The sequence below is a fragment of the Arthrobacter sp. zg-Y750 genome (assembly GCF_020907365.1).
Taxonomy (GTDB): domain Bacteria; phylum Actinomycetota; class Actinomycetes; order Actinomycetales; family Micrococcaceae; genus Arthrobacter_B.
In genome coordinates, this window is the sequence record NZ_JAJJOC010000013.1 from 108,622 (window position 1) to 126,926 (window position 18,305).

Sequence of the window (18,305 nt, forward strand, 5' to 3'; positions counted from 1 at the left end):
CAATCCATACTACCGCACTTACCGGGCCGGCAGGAAACACCTGCAACCGCGAGTCAGGACAGCGGCTGCGTGCCCCACTGTGTGTTTACCGCCGTCAACAGCGAGGGGATGCCCTGGTTCAGGCCTGCAATCTCGATCCGGGACGGTCGGTAGTAGTCATCCAGATACAGAGAGAACGTGCCCTCGGGGATCACCGCCAGGGAAGCCGGTTCCGCGCCGTCGGACGCAGCATTGCTGAAACTGCCGCTGATGCGCGTGTACGCGGCCCCCGCCAGCACGGCCCCGTACTCCACCTCCACCGTTTCCGCCGCCGACAGCATCGCAGCCACGCGCTCGGGCCGGACCGTCAGCTCGGCGGCATCGGCCAGCACGGCGGCGTAGGCCTGTTCCGGGGAGCCGCGCCGGTCCGCAGAAATATCCTCCCCGCCCTGCCGCACCACCCGGTTGTCCCCGCGGATTTCGATTTTCAGGCCTGCGCCGTCAGGGGCCGCACCGGTTGCCGCACTGTCCGTGCCTGTACTGCCGGGCACAGCACCGGCGGCCGCGGGACCGTGCAGGTCCATGGTGAAAGCGGGAACCGTGCCGAAGGTGACGGTGTACTCCCCCGCGGGCAGCCAGCTGGTGCCGGTGGACAGCGTCTGCACACCGCCGCCGCCGGCCGTGATGGCCGCGGCCACGCAGCTTGCCGCTTCAGTGCCGGACATCGGTTCGGGATCACCGCGCAGCAGCCACTGGCAAGCATCCTGCACTGCCGGGGGCATGCCTATCTGGTTTCCGGCTACGCCCACGCGTGCCGGCGGCGGGCTCTCCGGTGCCGGTGCCTGCGGTGGTGGCGGCGGGCTCTCCGGGCCCGGGGCAGCTGTCCGTGGCGGTGCGGTGCGGGCCGGCTGCGGAGTAGCGGAAGGGGAGGCAGCGCGCTCCCGGAGCTGTTCCGCCGTCGGTCCGCATGCTGAAAGCGGCAGCAGCAGTACCGCGCACAGTGCAAGGACCGTGCCCGGTCGGGTCCGGGATTCCATGGCGGCTCCGGTGGATGCTCAGGGGGATGGTGGCTGGGCACAGTCTGGCACTTGGGGCGCGCGAGGGTAAGAGCAGTTCGGGTCCGGCGTGTAGCTAGAGCCGGTGTGTAGTTAGGGCCGGCGTGTAGTTAGGGCCGGCACTCCCAGAAAGCGACAGCGCTGGCGGCTGCCACGTTGAGCGAGTCCACGCCGCCGCTCATCGGAATCCGCACAGCCAGGTCCACAGCGGCCAAGGTGGATTCGGCCAACCCGTCCCCCTCGGTCCCCAGGACCAGGGCCAGGCGTTCGTGCCGACGGGCACTGAGTTCGTCCAGGGTCAGGGAATCCTCGCGCAGCGAGGGCGGCGGTCACGAATCCGGCCGCGCGGAGCTGGTCAAGCTGGCCCGGCCAGTCGGTCAGGCGTACCCACGGCACCTGGAAGACGGTTCCCATGCTGACGCGGATGGCGCGGCGGTACAGCGGGTCGGCGCAGCGGGGCGTTACCAGCACCGCATCCACCTGCAGGGCTGCGGCGGACCGGAAGATCGCACCGATATTGGCAGACGTTACAACATGCTCGGAACTCGCTGAGGGTTCAATCCTGGCCGTTGATACTCAAACACCAGGCTCAGCAGTCCACGTCTTCCCTATGTGCTGGCAGGGAACGGGGCGCTCTTCGGCGTAGTTGGATCACCTTCTCGGCGTTCAAAAACCTATGCGCTCGGAGACCAAAGATGCGACCGGATAATCCCAGCCAAGTATGAGGCGTGAACGCAGACAAGTTTTGTGGACGGTGCAAATCACGTTGACTCACATAGGTCTGATTCGGGTGAGCATCGATGTCCACGACGTTAAGCGCCAGCGTGACGCACTGGATCCGATCTGCGCGCGAGTCTTCGAGGAAACGGCAAGCCGAAAGCGTTTGATCAAGAACCGGCCAGAATTACTGACAGCCTTAGATTACCTGGGGCCAAATGATGTGCTCGTGATCATGAAAGCAAATCACCTGGCACAGTCCATGATCGACGGCCTCGATGTGCTCAACCAGTTGTTTGAACAGGGTGTTGTGGTCAAAGTGCTCGAAGGCATCGCAACTGGTACTCACATCGAACGCTCATCCATCTTGGACGCAGGGCAAGAAATTGCTGAACTTCGTCGCAGCATGCTGAGCTGGCGAATCAAGACCGGCCTAAACCCGGCAAAGGGGCGTGGGAGCGTCGGCGGACGTCCTCGTCTGATTGACGACGAAAAGCGCGCTATGATCCTGTCGCGCAGTGAGAAGGGCGAATCCATACGGGCGATCGCGCAATCGCTGGGCGTCTCCGTCGGAACTGTACATAACCTGTTCGAGAACATGGAACGCGTAAGCCGTATGTAACCGGGGCCCAGCGGCGGGACATGCACGGTCGCTACGTGCGCCTGTATGCAGGCAAAGCAAGCGAGTCAGTCGGGCAAACTCGGATCCATAGCGCCAAGTTGCCTTGAGGCGAGCGGTTAGAAGGAACTTGGCAATCTTCACCCATCTGACGGCAGGAACTCCAGTGAAAGATGAAATAGGAGGTGGGAAAATGGTCGAGGAAGAGTGGTACCAGTCGCTTCGCGAACGGTGGAAGCCGTCCCATATTCGGCTCTTGCTCATCGGTGAGTCAGCACCCGATGATGGTGGCGTCCCAAGCAACCGTCGGTTCTTTTACTCTGAGCCGGTGGACCAGAGGGATAATCTCTTCAGATCCGTCGTTGCAGCTCTCTACGACAGTGGCAAGCTGACCAAAGGAGATACTAAAGAACCTTGGCTAGCGCGCCTTCGTGATGACGGCGTTTACCTGATTGATCTCGTATCACGACCGGTCAACGCGGTTTCTCCCGCAATACGCCGGGCGACCCTCAGAGCGAGCGTTGGTGATTGCGTCCAGCGCGTCCGTCAACTTGATCCTGACGGAATTGTCATATGTCATACCCCGACTTTTGAGCTCCTCGCCGGCCCACTCAAAGTTGCACGTCTTCCGCTACTCCATGAAGAAGCGATCCCCTTTCCGCTCGGCAACAAACGCAGTGAGTTTGTCGAGAAAGTGCGCCAAGCGGTTCCGGGGCTTCCGCGGTAAGGAAGCAAGCACGAAACCTGTGTTAGGCCATTCTCGGTCTGCCGTTGGCTTCTTCCCGAGCCTCGACGTACATAGTCCAAAGCTGCGTAACGCAACGTGTTTGATCCACTTGCCATGGCCATCAGCCCCAGGGTGTCGCGCTTCCGAAGGCGCAACGCAGGTCGGGCGGGCCATTGATGCCAACAGTCTCAGTCAGCCTTCTGATTTCCTTTGACTCCGCTCTTACCGCTTGCCCAAAAAGGGAGAATCACGAGGTACAAGCACAGCCACCAGGCAAAGACCGAGTGCACTCCCCCGGCCCCAGTTTCTCCGATAAGGCCATGGGCTTGGACATTTCGAAAGTTAGGGCCGTGCGGGTTCACCAGGAAGGCGTCGAATAGGAAGGTCATGTTTGGGCCTAAAATGTCTGCTGTCTGTTCCATCTCCAGCAAAGTTCCCAATGAAGCCTCCGTATGGATACCCTCAAGATTGAGAACGGTTGTGTCCCCGCCCCTGCCCCTGATGTGATAGCGCAAGAATGCTTCCAGCTGCGGTACTAGCAGATGAGAACTGCTCATAAAATCCCAATCGAAACCTGCAGCTAACCCCTTCGTAAAGAAGGCTTCGCGTCCAGGAGGAACTGCTGCCGACTCTGCAACCAGGGGCAGCAACTCTCTCTCCCTTATGCAGTGCTCCTGATTGAAGGCTTCTAGTCCAGGAATAATGGCACCCCGCACGACTATCTCGATCCTACGAGAGTAGTTCTCAATCGCGCGAACTAAGATGACCTCCTCATCATTAGTCGAGTCAGCTGCCGGGACTCTTGCTATCACGCGCCCATCTTCGTGCAAAATGGACTTAGGAAAGATGCTTGACAAAGACCCCTCCGCCGCCTGCTCCCGTTCCGCGCTCAGAAGTTCCTCGCGTGTAGGAATCGGAAAAAGAGAGATTAAGCCGTAGAGTGCGTCGAGGACCGGTTTACCGGAGACTCTAGACTTCGCTTCTTCAGCCAATTCCGACAGGTCAATGGGATCCGATTCAATGAGCGACATCTCCTCGACCGCCCGTGCCCCAGCGGCCGCATGGCGCTGCCGTAATTCAGCTAGGCTCGTTTCGAAGCCTTCTGCGCGAAACTGGCGAGGTATCCTCCTGTATTGCTGTATCGCTTGCTCAAGCATCGTCGCGATGCGAATGTAGCTGGGTTCCGCCGATTCTTCTTCTTGGGTTGCTTCCAATTCATGCGAAAGAGCGAGAGCCTGGACTATGTTCCAGTAGTCACCGCTACGCCCATTGGCAGCTTCCCAATCCGAAGCTGCCTGCAGAAATACTCGTTCTGCGAAGTGTCCGCTTTCGTCCCGAAGCTTATTAGCCATCGCCCGAAACGCTTGCGACCGATCTTCTCGCTTATCCGCATCCAAGCCGTAGCGAATAGAAAGCAAAGACAATTCGCGAGCGATAGTATTGAAGTCGATCAGTGCTTGGCTCAGGGCGTCGCTGATTTTCGCTTCAAGGGGTTCTATAACTGCAACGCCGGCCCCGCGAATCGTACGAGCCAGGCTAAGCGCCCGATCCCAGCAGTCCACGATGGAATGGCTTCTCACAGTTTGGGAAGCCGGAAGGTTAACCGCGGAGTAGGCCTCGATGGCAGCTAACGCTGTACGGATCCCCAGATCTCTTCTTTTCAACCAAAGAATGTCCCAGACTCTGCCGCGGAGGTCAGGGCGCACGATTCGGGGAGCGGCGGAAACGAGGAACGCCAAGCTTTGAGGGGTCAAGTCATCGAGCGAAAAGGAGCGCCGGTCGCCGAGTTGAATGGCCGGCGTATACGGCATATTGCGACTGGCAGCAGCAAAATGCAGAAAACAGATCTCAGACAAGAGGTGAAAGATCCTCTTGTCATGTTCTGCCATGTCTTCGTCTACGTCTGTTGATCGAAGAGCCTTATGCATCTCGTAATAATCCGCTGTTGCGCAATCTATTAGCGCGTCATCAAGCGCACTCCAGTCAAAAGCCTCAGCGTTCAGAGCAAGTGTCTCCTCGCGCTCCTTGTCAGACATAAATCGTCCTATCCTCAGGCCCCTGCGTTTTCCTGCGACTTCCTAGACTATCGGCGCTGTCAGCGAGCAGCTGAGAGCCACGCCCTGGTACCACTGACTCACCTGCTAATGGCTTCCTGTTCGCAGCCCGCCCCTAGACAGCAGCCAGAACTTCCCGTTTAGCCCGTGGTTACGTCCCGGTCATCATACCGGTAGCGGCGGCTGCTCGATGTTGTAGCCGGACACAGGAATAACCGCGCTCGGATCACCACGGCGTGAACTCTTCTCACCCCTGCAATGAAGACTTGGCTCCGTAGCAACGCACCCGGCCGCTACCCTTCAAGCTGTGGCAACCTACTTATAGGGAGAACTCGCTGTCTTGCCGATCTCCAGAGCATCCGACGACGTCCGCCCCGATCCTCGCCGCGGACCTCCACAGCTTACCAATGCTTGAACTGCCCGACCATGAAAGGCGAATGACCGTTGCCGGGACAGGCTATCTGAGGCCGAGCGCATGTCCGATGGCCAATTCTTCGTCGATGCCGGACTTGGCGCTACTTGGATAAGATCGGGTCATGGTCGACATCGTCGTCCCAGTAGTTGAAGCGGTCCCCCAACACTGCCAGCAAAGCCCGAGGCTCAAAGCGGACGCGCAGCTCCAGTCCCCACCCTCGTATGGTCGCGACCGCAGCGTTCGCGAGGTGCACCCACATTACGTCTTCGGTAAAGACATCCGCCGGCGGCATCGGATCGTCTGGGCGCTCCTCCGCCCGCAGGAGGCCCTGTACCCGTTCCATGTCGTCTTTGGTGAGTGCGTTCATATTCACACCCAAGCGGCGTGCCCGGCCATTGACCACGATGTTGACGACAGCGAGGAGAAGGTGCCAATCCTTCCATCCTTGGGCACGCAGTGATGCCATAACTTCCGTGAACTGCTGGTCTTTGGCGAGGCGCTGAAGCGTCAGCCGCACTGGAGGCCGCATCGTCTCGTAGCGGCCCGCGATGGCATCAAGAACCATGGCATGGTCATAGGCCGCAGCGTGTTGCGGCAGCTTTCCGCGCAGCCTGGCATCAGGCTGCGGCGAGCGGGGTTTATCGGCTCCGATGAGGCCGTCGGACAATCCGCAGATTTCGTCATAGAACGCATCTTTGTGAAGGTCGACGAGTTCGTCATACGGCCGTACGCAAGTCAGCATGTTCGGCAGGTTGTGTTCGTAGGTCCGGTTCATCACATCGACGAATGCCCGCTGTCCCAGCAGGGACTGGGTGACGATGACCTGGAGCGCCGCTGAGGCAACCTCCAGTTGAACCGCCTCGGCCGTTCCGGTTCCGGAGCGGGTAAGGGTTACCAGATGTCGCAGTGTGCCTTCACTGCGCCCAGACGCTGGCGTAAAGACCGATCCGGGTTCGACGGGCTGGTCGGCGACGTCGACCTCTACACGGATCTCACCTGGCGTGAGAAGGAGGTCTTCCCCGGCAAGGTCAGCAAGGGTGATCTGTGCGGCAGCAACAAACCGTTCAGCTGCCAGAACGTGCGCGCGGTCATTTGGGGACGTGACAATCCACACGTTGCCGAGTGCGCCCCAGGTGTACTCGCGAACCGGACCGGCATCGGAGAATGGGCGTCCAAGGCCGTCCCGGTCCGCCGTATCGGCGATCTCGTCTTCTCGTGGGTGGTCAAGGTGCGCCACCGAAGCCAGCATGGGAGTCACGAGCTGGTCAAGCTGCGTGGACTTTACAACCGACTCGATGGCGGGCACCAGTGCCGGGCGAAGGGCGGCTGTGGCCCGGAGGATGAGGCACTGGTTGATCAGCATGGCCTGGAAGTACGGATAGCGTTCGAAGCTCCAGGGGTCTCCTGCCAGCTGGGCCTGGGCCCAGATTCCGATTCTGAACGTTTGGGTTGCTGTCAGCCACTGGCCGGCCTGGTGTTCATAGGTGGCAGCCAGGATGATTCCCCGGGCCATGAGGACGGCAAGATCGGGGCCACCGCTCGATTTGGCGATCATTGCCGCACTCATCGCATACTGTTTCGCCGCCAGCGGGAGTCCGAGGTCGCTGTAGACCGCCGACGCGAGCAGCATCATGATGGCCGCTCCCTCCGCGGTGTCCCCACTGAGCCAGTTCAGTTTTGCGGAGTGAATCTCCCGGAGTGCCTCCACGGGACGGCCTCCCTCGAGCAATGCCATGGCACGGCTCTGTGCCCGGTCGCCGGCCGCCGCCTGGCCGGAGCGCTGAACGGTCACGTTGTCCAGTGCCTGCCGCACCTTGAAAAAGTCCGGATGATCGATCAGGACGGGCGCGGTGAGGTCGAAGATCGACATAAGGTCATCCAGCGGTACCATTGGTGCTTCCGGCAGAGTCTCCACGAGATCCACCAAATACCGCATGCCGGCTTCCAGATCGCGCAGCTCCGCGTCTGACGGCATGGCGGGGAGCGTGCGTCCTTCCCGTTTGGCGGCGCTCAGCTTTTCGTGGATATCTGACAGCCGGGGGCCGGGGCCGGCGGCTTCCTCGAGTTCCTCCAGTGTCACATCGGGGGTCCCAAGGGCGAGTATGGCCGCGGCTGCCAGCAGGCCTGCTTTTGCGTTTGATCCTGCGGCGGCAGCCAGTCCGGCTTCGAGCAGACGCTCCAACTCAGCACTCCAGGCTTCTGCCTCATCAGCCGTAACAGTGGTTCCGCCACCTGGCAACGTCGCCTGTAGGAGCCGGAGCAGGGTGATGGCGTCGGTCAGAACGCCGGGATCGGATGGTTGGGATGCGAGCCGGTCGAAGTAGCCACGGAGGATTGCGTCAACCGGCTTCAGCGTGTTGAGACCGAATCCGGTTGCGATGACGATCTCGTAGTCGACGCGGTTCAGGACGCTGGGGTGCCCATCCGCGGCGTTCCGCAGTGCATGCGCGGCAGCCAGCCAGTCCGGGAGGTCGGCACGCGCCGCAGGATTCAGGCTGGAGAACCGGAGGCCCTCTCTCAGGTCGACGATCTCCCCCATGGAGCCCGACAGGTCTGACGGTGACCTCCAGCGGTCGCGTTCCTCGCGGTACCACTCGGGAAGCTCATCATCGGACTCTTCGCGTTCGGGGGCGAGCGAGGACGGCACATGGAGGAAGTCGACGGCGAGGTGGAACAGGTCAGGGCTGGCAAGCTCGTTTGCGATCGCCTGCGCGTCCCAGATATCCAGTGCCATCGAATACTCGCTGCGTGCATGTTCCTGGAGCTCATGCCTTTTCGCGGTGTCGACAGGCCTGATGGTAAAATAGATGACACGGTCGACCGGTTCCCCCTTGCCGCCGATCTTCGCCAGATCAGACTTGATCTTGGTTGGGATGTTCTCGCGCTGCGCGGTCACTGCCAGGACAACAGCGTACTCAGTAGCCAGGGAAGTAAAGAGCGACGTGTTCGGCAATTCTCTGGCCACTATGCTCCAGAAGCTTTCGGCGTCTCGGCCTCCATCGCCGCCGGCGGACACCGGGCCAGTCGCCGGGATGACGTTGCTCACGATGCGGCGGCGGGTCAGTCCGAGACAGAGCAGCTCGAACGCATGATGCGCGTTATTCTCGCCGATGCTCTCAAGGTGGAACCGGATCTGAGTGGCCAGCTGGGTAGGAGAGTTCAACGTCTGGGGCTCCTGGATAGGTACGAATCTGTTCCTTTGATCTCCCGGCCTGTGACGACCTCCACGCCGGGGCACCTCATGTGGCTGATCTCTTACTTGGCCGGCCGATCCATACCAAGTGCCTCTCAGCGATAGGCTGCCCGCGCAACATACGGCCCCGCAGCACGCCAACCCTTGTTCGGCCCTCGACCAACTGAAGACCTTGATCACCCGGATTGATCAGATCCCGGTCGAGCACGATGGGCCACCGCTTCCAGGTCCCGTGGGTCTCCCAGCAGAGCTTCACGCCCATGTGCACGCCGTGCTTCCGCACAGCTATCGAGTGGTCAGGATCAGCTTCGTAACATTCGATGGCATCACCATCGGAGGGCCCTGTCGGCATCGCCACAAAGTCTTCGACAGGCAAGGTTTCTACCTGCCAATCGATCCCGCTGAGGTCGATCTCACCGTAGTCATTCAGGAAGGGGTCATACCCTGCGTGGTCGAACACCCATTGTTCGAGCACGTCATCGGGCCAGCGAAGTTGCCTGGCCTTCGGCAGCTGCCGGAATTCGGCGAACCCGTATCCCTTCTCGCGGCACTGGAGCGCGTCCAGGGAGAAATCAGCCAGGTGTAGTCCAGTGTTGTTGGTCGGTGTCATCTGGCACTTCTCCCGGAACTCGTGGGCATGCTTCCTGCGGCTTGTCCTGAAGCTATCGTCCGGCATCGGCTACCTCGTCGCGTAGAACGCCACAGCAGAGGACGCCGCGACATTGAGCGAATCGACTCCGTTCATCATCGGGATTGTTACGCGCGCGTCGAGCGCCTGATCTGTCTCAGGTCTCAACCCCTCACCCTCGGTGCCGAAGACCAGCGCCAGGTTCTGGTGGTCCTGGGCGACAAGCTCATCGAGTGTGATGGCACCTTCGCCCAGCGACATGCCGGCCACGAAGTAGCCTGCTTCCTTGAGGACCTCAAGGTCCCCCGGCCACGACTCGATCCGGGTCCACGGGACCTGGAACACGGTGCCCATCGAAACCCTGATGGAGCGTCGGTAGAAGGGGTCGGCGCACTGGGGTGAGACCAGGACGGCGTCGACGCCGATGGCGGCGGCGCTGCGAAAAATCGCACCTACGTTTGTATGGTCGGTAAGGTTCTCCAGGACCGCGATCCTTGATCGTCCCGGCAGATGAGCTCGATCAGACTCTTGTGTTTTGCGACCACTGACGTTGGTGTGGTCCACGATATCTTCCAGGACCGCGACCCGGCGGGCGGTTGCCAGCAGCGCGTCCAGCTTCAGCGGCGCCGGCCGTTCCATGGCCGCCAAGGCGCCGCGGTGCAGATGGAATCCGGTGATCTCCTCCAAAACGTCCGCCGTGCCCACAAAGGCGGGGACGTCGGGGAAACGGTCCAGGATGTCCTGCAGGTCCGGCAGCCATTTCTCGGCCAGGAAAAAGGAACGCGGGCGGTGGCCGGCGTCGACTGCGCGGCGCAGGACCTTGGAGGACTCGGCAATGTACATGCCCTCCTCCGGTTCGCGGCGCCGCCGAAGCGAGGTATCCGTGAGGGAGGTGTAGTCGCTGACCCGCGGATCAGCGGCGGACTGCAGGTACTGAAGGCTCACCTGTGCACTGGCCTTAGCTGCGGCGCGCGGTGGCCGAGTAACGGCCGCCGTCGCGCTTCAGGTCCAGCGGAAGACCGAAAGCGGTGCTCAGGTGTTCTTCGGTGAAGACCTCTTCAATGGGCCCGGACGCTACCACCCCGCCGTCGCGCAGGAGCAGGGCATGGGTGAACCCGGTGGGGACCTCTTCCAAGTGGTGGGTCACCAGCACCATGGCGGGCGCTTCCTCGTCCCGGGCAAGTTCGCCCAGCCGGAAGAGCAAGTCCTCGCGGCCGGCGAGGTCCAGCCCGGCAGCCGGCTCGTCCAGCAGCAGCAGCTCCGGGTCGGTCATGAGGGCACGGGCGATCTGCACGCGCTTGCGCTCACCTTCGCTCAGCGAGGAGAAGCGGCGGTTGAGGAACGTGGACATTCCCCAGTCATGCAGGAGACGGAAGGCACGGCGCTCGTCGAGCTTCTCGTACTTTTCGCGCCACCGCCCGGTTACACCGTAGGAGGCGGTCACCACTACGTTCAGGACAGTTTCGTCTTCTGGAATCTGGCCGGCCAGGGCTGCGGATGCGAGGCCGATCCGGGGGCGCAGTTCAAAAACGTCCACCGCGCCCAGGACTTCTTCGAGGATTCCCGCAACACCGCGGGTGGGGTGCATGCGTCCGCCGGCTATCTGCAGCAGCGTAGTCTTTCCGGCGCCGTTGGGCCCCATGATAACCCAGCGCTCCCCCTCCTTGACCTGCCAGTTAATGCCGTCCAACAGGGTCTTACCGCCGCGAACCACGCTCACGCCGGCAAATTCAAGAACATCACTCATAGCACTAGACACTAGGCTAAAGAAAGGGACATTGGCGAAACGATACGCCGCAGCGCCGGTGCAATGCGGCCCGCATGCCCCGGTACCGTACAGGTACCCGATGCCGGACCAAGCAGAACGGATGCCATGCCGAACACCCCCGAGTACAGTGTCGTCAGCTATGGGCGCGACTTGTCAGATGCCTACCTGGGCTCGGTGCAGGCCGCAGTGGCGGGGATCGGGGCGCGGATCCTTGAGCTGGAGAACGCTGCAGGGGACGGCTATACGGTGTCCAAGCTTTTTGTCGGGTACGACGGCGGGACAGCCAGGCTGCGGCGCACCGTTGCGGCCGCTGCGGCAGCGGTGCCGCAGAAAAACGGTGGGGAGCAGACCGCGGTGGTGCCGCCGTCGCTCCTTGAGGAGGCCCGCAAGCTGCTGGTGCTGGATGTTGACTCCACCTTGATCCGCCAGGAAGTCATTGAGTTGCTGGCCGCCCATGCAGGGCGGGAAGCAGAGGTTGCAGCCGTCACCGAAGCCGCCATGCGCGGCGAACTGGACTTCGCCGCCAGCCTGCACGCGCGGGTGAAGACACTGGCCGGGCTCCCCGCTTCCGTAATAGACGAGGTGGGTACCCGGATTGAGCTCTCCGCAGGCGCCGAGGTGCTGGTGAAGGAATTCCTGGCCGCAGGACACGGCGTGGCAGTGGTGTCCGGCGGGTTCAGCCAGGTGCTCGATCCGCTGGCTGCCCGCCTGCAACTGACCTTCGCCCGCGCCAACATGCTGGACATCAAGGACGGTGTGCTGACCGGAGCGGTGGCCGGCGAAGTGGTGGATGGTGCGGTCAAGGCCCGGTCACTGGCCGATTGGGCCGGTGAACTGGGTGTATCACCGGAACACACCATTGCCGTGGGCGACGGCGCCAATGACCTGGACATGCTGGCGGCGGCCGCGCTGGGCGTGGCGTTCAACGCCAAGCCGGCAGTGCAGGCCGCCGCAGATGCCGTGCTGAACCTGCCCAACCTGGACGTGGTGCAGCACTTCGTGAAGCTCTAGGCGTTCTCGCCGGCCGCGAGGTAGTCGGCGCCGCCCACGTACTCGGTGTGGCCGGAGGGAACATCGGCGGTGGCCATGCGTGCCACTTCGGCACCGAACTCAGCGACCGAGTACAGCCGGCCTGCTTCCTCCCGGCGGGCTTCGATTGCGCCGGGGTTGGCCCGGTCCAGCAGGGTTGCGGTGACGGTTCCCTCGATCATGTCACCGGAGACCACCACGAGGGAGATCCCCTTTTCCTCAAGCTGCGGGAGCATCGCGCGCAGCGCGTCTTCCCCGGCACGCTTGCTCAAGGCAACAGCTTCGTATTCCGGCATGGTGGGAACCGAGGCGATGAAATGCGCCTGGTGGCTGGTCACGAACACTACGCGGGAGCCGGCGGGCATGGCCTCGAGGGCCTGGGTGAGCATGTTGACCTGCGCGTCGCGGTTGAGCTTCAGCGCGTAGTCCTCCTCCATGCCGGTCTCCATGCCGCCGGAGGCGTTGAGCACCAGGACGTCCAGTCCGCCGAAGTTCTCCTGCGCAGCGACCACGAGTGCAGCCGGTCCTTCTGGAACGGTGAGGTCGGCGCCCACTGCCACAGCCCGGCCGCCGTCGGCCTCAATGCCGGCCACCACCTTGTTGGCCCGCGGTGCCTTCTGGCGGTAGTTGACCACCACGCCGGCACCCTCGGCTGCCAGGAAGCGGGCTACCTCGGCGCCGATTCCGCGCGATGATCCGGTAACAACCGCGGCTTTGCCCTCAAGCAGGCCCATACAAACTCCTTTTGTAGAAAGTGTCTAAGCATCTCGCTCCGACTCCCATCCTGCCAGCCGTCCGGCCCGCAGGCAGTTGAGGAAACCTCCAACGAATGCGGGCCGGAGACTTACGGTACTTAGTGCCCCATGCCCAGGCCGCCGTCCACCGGAATGACAGCGCCGGAGATGTAGCCTGCTTCCTCGCCTGCAATCCAGCGGACGACGGCGGCCACTTCCTCGGGCTCCGCGAACCGGCCGGCCGGGATGGAGGACAGGTAGTTCTTCTGGGTGTCCTCGGGCAGGGACCGGGTCATGTCCGTGTTGATGAAGCCGGGAGCCACCACGTTGGCCGTGATGTTCCGGGAGCCCAGTTCGCGGGTCAGGGACCGGGCGATGCCGATCAGGCCGGCCTTGGACGCGGCGTAGTTGATCTGGCCGGGCGAACCGTAGAGGCCTACCACCGAGGAGATCAGCACCACGCGGCCCTTCTTCATCCGGAGCATGCCCTTGGAAGCACGCTTGACCACGCGGAAAGCGCCGGTGAGGTTGGTGTCGATGACGTCGGCGAAGTCCTCTTCACTCATCCGCAGCAGCAGGGTGTCGCGGGTAATACCCGCGTTGGCCACCAGCACCTCTACCGGCCCGTGTGCGGCTTCGACCTCGGTGAAGGCCGCGTCCACGGATGCCATATCTGTCACATCGGCCTTGACGCCCAGCATCCCCTCGGGAACGTCGCCGCTGCGGTACGTGATGGCCACCCGGTCTCCCGCGGCCAGGAATGCCTGGGCTATCGCCAGCCCAATACCGCGGTTTCCGCCGGTCACCAGGACGCTGCGGCCGGACTCGTTTTCTGGGGTGCTTTGCACGGATCTTCCTTCTTTCAGCCTGTGATGGGGGTTGCCTCGATCCTACGTGCGGCGGATTCAACTTCTGCAACGCCCCCGCTAGTGAGAGAATGGACGAACCTGTTTGGAGAGTGATGGCTGCTATAGATGGCTAAGGACACAAATCGCGGGGACAGTGTTCCCCGGATCACCGCCGCGCCTAACCCGCACACCGATGAGATGCATGCCCGCATGATCAAGTACGGCGTGTCGATGGGCATCCGCGTGGTGTGCCTTTTCCTGCTGTTCTTCGTTCACGGCTGGTTGTTGTGGGTGGTTATTGCCGGTGCAGTGGTATTGCCCTATTTCGCTGTCATCATGGCCAACGGAGGCGCCGACACCCGCAACATGCAGGCCTCCGACGCCATGATCAACCAGCCTCCGGCTGCAGCTATTGACGCTCCTGCTCCGCCGCCGGACACCGCACACACAGAAGAATCCCCCGAGACCTCCGTGGTGCCGGGCGAGATAGTAGAGAACACTGATGACGACGACGACGACAAGGCCTAAGCCCAGCGCATGAACCTCTTGGACTCACTATCCGGCGGCCTCTCCGGCTCGCACTCCGGTACCCGCTCCGAATCCGGGGCGCCGTCCGGCCCCGAAGGCACCCCAATTTGCTCCCGCAAGGCCTGCCGGCAGGAAGCGGCGTGGCAGCTGTTGTGGAACAACCCCCGCATCCACACCCCCGAGCGCCGCAAGACCTGGCTTTCCTGCAGCGAGCACCGCGACTGGCTGGAGGACTACCTGCGCACCCGGGGCCTGTGGAAAGAAACCCTCCCGCTGGCGTCCGGCACCCAAAGCGGAGCCCTGTAGATGTACCGCTTCCTTTTATCCGCGCGCTGGCTCGGTTGGTTTGTGATGGTTTGCGTCCTGGCTGCCGCGTGCGTCGGACTGGGTCTGTGGCAAATGGACCGCCGTACGGAGTCCCTGGCCGACAGTGCGCGCATCGAATCCAACTACGACGCCGCCCCGGTTGCGTACGCGGAGGCCGGAAAGTATTTCGACCGGTTCGACGAATCGGCCGAGTGGCTGCCCGTGACCCTGGAGGGCACCTACGATTCCTCGGAGCAGCGTATTGTGCGGAACCGGCCCCTGAAGGGACGGCCCGGCTACGAGGTGCTGGTTCCGCTGAAGCTCGACGACGGCACGGCGGTGGCGGTCAACCGCGGCTGGCTGCCGATCGGCGACGATGAAGCGGGGCACCCGGACAGCATTCCGGCTGCGCCGGAAGGACGGGTCAGCGTTGTTGCCCGGGTCAAGGCCGCCGAGCCGGAGCTGACTCGCAGGGCTCCCGAAGGCCAGCTGGCGTCGATTGACCTTTCCGCGTTTGCGGACGAACTGGAGTACCCGCTGCACGAGGGCTCCTACGGGCTGATGGCCAGCGAAGATCCGCGCACGGCCGTTGTCCCCGAAGCTGCGCCGCGGCCGGAAGTGGATGAAGGCCTGCACCTGTCCTACGGACTGCAGTGGTACGGGTTCGCGTTGATGATGTTCCTGGGCCTGGGATACGCCGCCCGTCAGGAAGCCCTGAACCGCTATTACGACGGGATCGAGGATGACGAGGACGACGACGAAATCATCGCCGCCAATCCGACTCCGTCCCGCCGTCGTCCGCCGCGGAAAAAGCGCGGACCAACCGGCGAAGAAGAGGAAGACGCAATCCTGGACGCGCAGGGGTTCTAACAGGCAGCCGGGTTCCAGGCAGCTGGGGGCATGGAGTTTCCGGTACGATCCGGAGCCATGACCACGCTCCCCTCGACCCGCCGGGAACTGCGCCGCCTGCGGCTGGCCGCCTCCGGGCTGGCGGCAGCCAAGGCTGCCTCCCCCGCTGATGCCGTGGGACGGCTGCTGGCGGTGCAGGCCCAAAACGCCGCCGGAGCCGCGTGGAGCATAGGCCAGCGGACCGTCGGCGGCACCGAATCCGGTGTCCGCGCAGCCATTGCCGGGCGCGGCTTGGTTCTCACCTGGACCATGCGCGGGACCCAACACCTGGTGCGCGCCGTCGATGCTGCATGGCTGGTACCCTTGCTCGGACCCCGGGCCAACGCCCAGCAGGCGGGCCTTCGCCGGGCCGCCGGAGTGAGCGAAGAAATCCTGGACCGGTGCACGCGCGCCGTGGCCGAAGCCCTCAGCGGCGGTCCTGCGGCCCGGTCCGTACTCGTGAAAGTGCTGGCTACTGCGGGCGGACTGACCGACAGTGCTGCGGCGTCGCACGTCTTGCGGTTCCTGGCCCAGTCACAGGTCATCGTGTTCGCTCCGCCGGCAGGCAAGACAGCCACGTTTGAGCTCTATGCGCGGGTCATTTCCCCGGCCGCTCCCCTGCCCCGCGATGATGCCCTGGCGACGCTGGCGGTCCGCTACGTGCAGGGTCACGGCCCGGTGCGGGCGCAGGACCTGGCCTGGTGGAGCGGGCTCACACTGCGCGACGCCAGGCGTGCCTTCGAAGTGGCCGGAGACCGGATCACGCCGCTGACGGCCGCGGAGCCTGCCCGCGGGGAGGACCGGTGGTGGGTGGCGCCGGAACTCCTCGAGGAGCAGGAAACGGGCCGGTCAGGCGGCGTACGCCTGCTGCCGGGTTTTGACGAATACCACATCGGTTACGCAGACCGGGATCTGATCATGGCCGCGGAGCACCGCGCAGTGGTGGGCCCGGCGAAAAACGGATTGTTCCGGAACGTGCTGCTTGTGGACGGGCGGATTGCCGGGATATGGGAAAGGAACGGCTCCACGGTGGACGTGGAGCCGTTCCTGATGCCCGGACGCCGGGACGTTGATTCGGATCCTGTTGGGCTCGACCCTGCCGAACTGGAGCGGGCGGTCCAGGAGTACGGGAGTTTTCGGGAATCTCCCGGGAACGGCTCCTAGGCCAGGGTCACCAGTTCCAGGTAGTTCTCGTTCCAGTGGTCCTCGTCGCCGTCCGGCAGCAGCACCACGCGCTCGGGGTTCAGTGCTGCCACGGCGCCCTCATCGTGGCTGACCATCACCACTGCACCCGTGTAATTGCTCAGGGCGCCCAGGATCTCGGCACGCGAAGCCGGGTCGAGGTTGTTGGTGGGTTCGTCCAGGAGCAGCACGTTGGCGGAGGAGGCCACGATGGTGGCCAGCGCCAAACGGGTCTTTTCACCGCCGGAGAGGACACCAGCCTTCTTCTCCACGTCGTCGCCGCTGAACATAAAGGAACCGAGAACGCTGCGCACCTCGGCGTCGTCCATGTCCGGGGCGGAAGAACGCATGTTCTCCAGGACCGTCCGGTCCGTGTCCAGGGTCTCGTGCTCCTGGGCGTAGTACCCGACCTTCAGGCCGTGGCCGGGGATGATTTTTCCGGTGTCCGGCTTATCCACGCCGGCCAGCATCCGCAGGAGGGTGGTCTTTCCGGCACCGTTCAGGCCCAGGATGACCACCTTGGAGCCGCGGTCAATGGCCAGGTCAACGTCGGTGAAGATTTCCAGCGAACCGTAGCTCTTGCTCAGGCCCTCGGCCATCATCGGGGTCTTGCCGCAGGGTGCGGGATCCGGGAAGCGCAGTGCTGCCACACGGTCGCTGGCGCGGACGGCGTCGAGCCCGCCCAGCAGCCGGTCCACGCGCTTGAGCATGCTCTGGGCAGCAGAAGCACCGGAGGCACGTGCCTTCATCTTGTTGGCCTGGGCAAGCAGGACCCCGGCCTTCTTTTCGGTATTGGCACGCTCCCGCTTACGGGCCCGCTCGTCTGTCTCGCGCTGGACCTTGTACCGCTTCCAGTCCATGTTGTAGATGTCGATGGTGGCGCGGTTGGCATCCAGGCTGAAGACCTTGTTGACGGTGGCTTCGAGCAGCTCGGTATCGTGGCTGATCACGATCAGACCACCGGTGTGGTTCTTCAGGAACTCGCGCAGCCAGGCGATGGAATCGGCGTCGAGGTGGTTGGTGGGCTCATCGAGGAGCATGGTGTCGGCGTCGGAATACAGGATCCGGGCCAGTTCCACACGACGGCGCTGACCGCCGGAAAGGGTCTTCAGCGGCTGGTTCAGCAGCCGGTCCGGCAGGGCCAGGTTGGCGCAGATGGTGGCAGCTTCGGATTCGGCGGCGTATCCCCCGGCGGACAGGAATTCGGATTCGAGCCGGTCGTAGCGGTTCATGGCCTTCTGCGAGATCTTCGGATCATCACTGGCCATCTCGTCCTGGCACTTTTTCAGCTGCGCGGAAACGACATCGAGGCCGCGGGCGGAGAGGATCCGGTCCCGGCCCAGCTGGTCCATGTCCGGTGTGCGCGGATCCTGGGGCAGGTAGCCGATCTCGCCGACGCGCTTGACGCTGCCGGACGCCGGGAGGGTCTCACCGGCCAGCACCTTGGTGAGAGTGGTCTTGCCGGCACCGTTGCGGCCCACCAGCCCGATCTTGTCTCCCTTGTCCACACGGAACGAAACCGCTTCCATGAGAAGGCGTGCGCCTGCGCGCAGCTCGAGACCAGATACGGAAATCACTCAGTGGACCTTTCGAAGGGTTTATAGGTGTTGCAGATATAACGCTGCGCGGTGCGCG

Annotated in this window: 16 protein-coding genes and 1 pseudogene; 7 read left to right on the plus strand and 10 right to left on the minus strand. The window is 63.2% G+C overall.

Translation table 11 applies throughout. The features are described 5' to 3' along the window. Positions 1 to 53: 53 nt before the first annotated feature. Positions 54 to 761, minus strand: a complete 708-nt coding sequence (locus LOC57_RS08360; protein ID WP_229959103.1) for a hypothetical protein — start codon at positions 759 to 761, stop codon at positions 54 to 56. 383 nt (positions 762 to 1,144) lie between these two features. After that, positions 1,145 to 1,556 (minus strand): annotated as a pseudogene (locus LOC57_RS08365) (TrmH family RNA methyltransferase); the annotation flags it as partial. 199 nt (positions 1,557 to 1,755) lie between these two features. On the opposite strand from LOC57_RS08365, the gene LOC57_RS08370 reads away from it, so the two are divergent. Continuing rightward, the gene (locus tag LOC57_RS08370; protein WP_231700652.1) at positions 1,756 to 2,373 is read left to right on the plus strand and encodes a recombinase family protein; all 618 of its coding nucleotides are present in this window, start codon (positions 1,756 to 1,758) and stop codon (positions 2,371 to 2,373) included. 127 nt (positions 2,374 to 2,500) lie between these two features. Next, positions 2,501 to 3,097 (plus strand): hypothetical protein, encoded by a 597-nt coding sequence (locus tag LOC57_RS08375; protein ID WP_229959107.1) that lies wholly within the window; start codon positions 2,501 to 2,503, stop codon positions 3,095 to 3,097. A gap of 188 nt (positions 3,098 to 3,285) precedes the next feature. Here the strand turns inward: LOC57_RS08375 and LOC57_RS08380 are convergent, their stop codons facing one another. The 5 genes from LOC57_RS08380 to LOC57_RS08400 all read right to left on the minus strand — a co-directional run bounded on the left by LOC57_RS08380 (position 3,286) and on the right by LOC57_RS08400 (position 11,134). Further along, on the minus strand, positions 3,286 to 5,133 hold the full coding sequence (locus LOC57_RS08380) for a DUF4209 domain-containing protein (protein WP_229959109.1): 1,848 nt from the start codon (positions 5,131 to 5,133) through the stop codon (positions 3,286 to 3,288). 533 nt (positions 5,134 to 5,666) lie between these two features. Then, positions 5,667 to 8,729: a hypothetical protein gene (locus tag LOC57_RS08385; protein ID WP_229959111.1), complete on the minus strand. Its 3,063-nt coding sequence runs from the start codon at positions 8,727 to 8,729 to the stop codon at positions 5,667 to 5,669. Between the two features lie 76 nt (positions 8,730 to 8,805). Continuing rightward, positions 8,806 to 9,369 (minus strand): hypothetical protein, encoded by a 564-nt coding sequence (locus LOC57_RS08390; RefSeq protein ID WP_229959113.1) that lies wholly within the window; start codon positions 9,367 to 9,369, stop codon positions 8,806 to 8,808. A 69-nt stretch (positions 9,370 to 9,438) separates the two neighbouring features. After that, the gene (locus LOC57_RS08395) at positions 9,439 to 10,332 is read right to left on the minus strand and encodes a TrmH family RNA methyltransferase (protein WP_229959115.1); all 894 of its coding nucleotides are present in this window, start codon (positions 10,330 to 10,332) and stop codon (positions 9,439 to 9,441) included. A gap of 13 nt (positions 10,333 to 10,345) precedes the next feature. Continuing rightward, positions 10,346 to 11,134, minus strand: a complete 789-nt coding sequence (locus LOC57_RS08400; RefSeq protein ID WP_227911356.1) for an ABC transporter ATP-binding protein — start codon at positions 11,132 to 11,134, stop codon at positions 10,346 to 10,348. Between the two features lie 126 nt (positions 11,135 to 11,260). Here LOC57_RS08400 and serB point away from each other — a divergent pair, with 126 nt between their 5' ends. Beyond that, positions 11,261 to 12,166, plus strand: a complete 906-nt coding sequence (serB, locus tag LOC57_RS08405) for a phosphoserine phosphatase SerB (RefSeq protein ID WP_229959117.1) — start codon at positions 11,261 to 11,263, stop codon at positions 12,164 to 12,166. Here serB and LOC57_RS08410 read toward each other — a convergent pair. Together LOC57_RS08410 and LOC57_RS08415 are read right to left on the minus strand one after the other, a co-directional pair. Continuing rightward, complete coding sequence (locus LOC57_RS08410; protein ID WP_229959119.1) at positions 12,163 to 12,918, minus strand: SDR family oxidoreductase; 756 nt, start codon at positions 12,916 to 12,918, stop codon at positions 12,163 to 12,165. The two genes, serB and LOC57_RS08410, sit on opposite strands and share 4 nt — an antisense overlap. 119 nt (positions 12,919 to 13,037) lie before the next feature. Beyond that, positions 13,038 to 13,766, minus strand: a complete 729-nt coding sequence (locus LOC57_RS08415) for a beta-ketoacyl-ACP reductase (RefSeq protein ID WP_227911353.1) — start codon at positions 13,764 to 13,766, stop codon at positions 13,038 to 13,040. A gap of 126 nt (positions 13,767 to 13,892) precedes the next feature. On the opposite strand from LOC57_RS08415, the gene LOC57_RS08420 reads away from it, so the two are divergent. The 4 genes from LOC57_RS08420 to LOC57_RS08435 are packed head-to-tail and all read left to right on the plus strand — an operon-like array spanning position 13,893 to position 16,652. Next, on the plus strand, positions 13,893 to 14,294 hold the full coding sequence (locus LOC57_RS08420; protein WP_229959121.1) for a DUF3099 domain-containing protein: 402 nt from the start codon (positions 13,893 to 13,895) through the stop codon (positions 14,292 to 14,294). Between the two features lie 9 nt (positions 14,295 to 14,303). Further along, entirely contained in the window at positions 14,304 to 14,600 is a 297-nt protein-coding gene (locus LOC57_RS08425) for a hypothetical protein (protein ID WP_229959123.1), read from the plus strand. Next, positions 14,601 to 15,470 (plus strand): SURF1 family cytochrome oxidase biogenesis protein, encoded by an 870-nt coding sequence (locus LOC57_RS08430; protein WP_229959125.1) that lies wholly within the window; start codon positions 14,601 to 14,603, stop codon positions 15,468 to 15,470. It begins immediately after the preceding gene. A 57-nt stretch (positions 15,471 to 15,527) separates the two neighbouring features. Continuing rightward, positions 15,528 to 16,652 carry a winged helix DNA-binding domain-containing protein gene (locus LOC57_RS08435; protein ID WP_229959127.1) on the plus strand — a complete coding sequence of 375 codons (1,125 nt, stop codon included), beginning with the start codon at positions 15,528 to 15,530 and terminating at the stop codon, positions 16,650 to 16,652. On the opposite strand, the gene LOC57_RS08440 is transcribed toward LOC57_RS08435, so the two are convergent. Next, positions 16,649 to 18,247 carry an ABC-F family ATP-binding cassette domain-containing protein gene (locus tag LOC57_RS08440; RefSeq protein ID WP_227911348.1) on the minus strand — a complete coding sequence of 533 codons (1,599 nt, stop codon included), beginning with the start codon at positions 18,245 to 18,247 and terminating at the stop codon, positions 16,649 to 16,651. The two genes, LOC57_RS08435 and LOC57_RS08440, sit on opposite strands and share 4 nt — an antisense overlap. Between the last annotated feature and the right edge of the window lie 58 nt (positions 18,248 to 18,305).

Coding starts and splice junctions, on each gene's coding strand:
- LOC57_RS08360 (WP_229959103.1), bottom strand. CDS start 761: ATGCCCCCGGCAGTGCAGGATGCTTGCCAGTGGCTGCTGCGCGGTGAT.
- LOC57_RS08370 (WP_231700652.1), top strand. CDS start 1,756: ATGAGGCGTGAACGCAGACAAGTTTTGTGGACGGTGCAAATCACGTTG.
- LOC57_RS08380 (WP_229959109.1), bottom strand. CDS start 5,133: ATGTCTGACAAGGAGCGCGAGGAGACACTTGCTCTGAACGCTGAGGCT.
- LOC57_RS08390 (WP_229959113.1), bottom strand. CDS start 9,369: ATGACACCGACCAACAACACTGGACTACACCTGGCTGATTTCTCCCTG.
- LOC57_RS08400 (WP_227911356.1), bottom strand. CDS start 11,134: ATGAGTGATGTTCTTGAATTTGCCGGCGTGAGCGTGGTTCGCGGCGGT.
- serB (WP_229959117.1), top strand. CDS start 11,261: ATGCCGAACACCCCCGAGTACAGTGTCGTCAGCTATGGGCGCGACTTG.
- LOC57_RS08410 (WP_229959119.1), bottom strand. CDS start 12,918: ATGGGCCTGCTTGAGGGCAAAGCCGCGGTTGTTACCGGATCATCGCGC.
- LOC57_RS08420 (WP_229959121.1), top strand. CDS start 13,893: ATGGCTAAGGACACAAATCGCGGGGACAGTGTTCCCCGGATCACCGCC.
- LOC57_RS08425 (WP_229959123.1), top strand. CDS start 14,304: ATGAACCTCTTGGACTCACTATCCGGCGGCCTCTCCGGCTCGCACTCC.
- LOC57_RS08430 (WP_229959125.1), top strand. CDS start 14,601: ATGTACCGCTTCCTTTTATCCGCGCGCTGGCTCGGTTGGTTTGTGATG.
- LOC57_RS08435 (WP_229959127.1), top strand. CDS start 15,528: ATGACCACGCTCCCCTCGACCCGCCGGGAACTGCGCCGCCTGCGGCTG.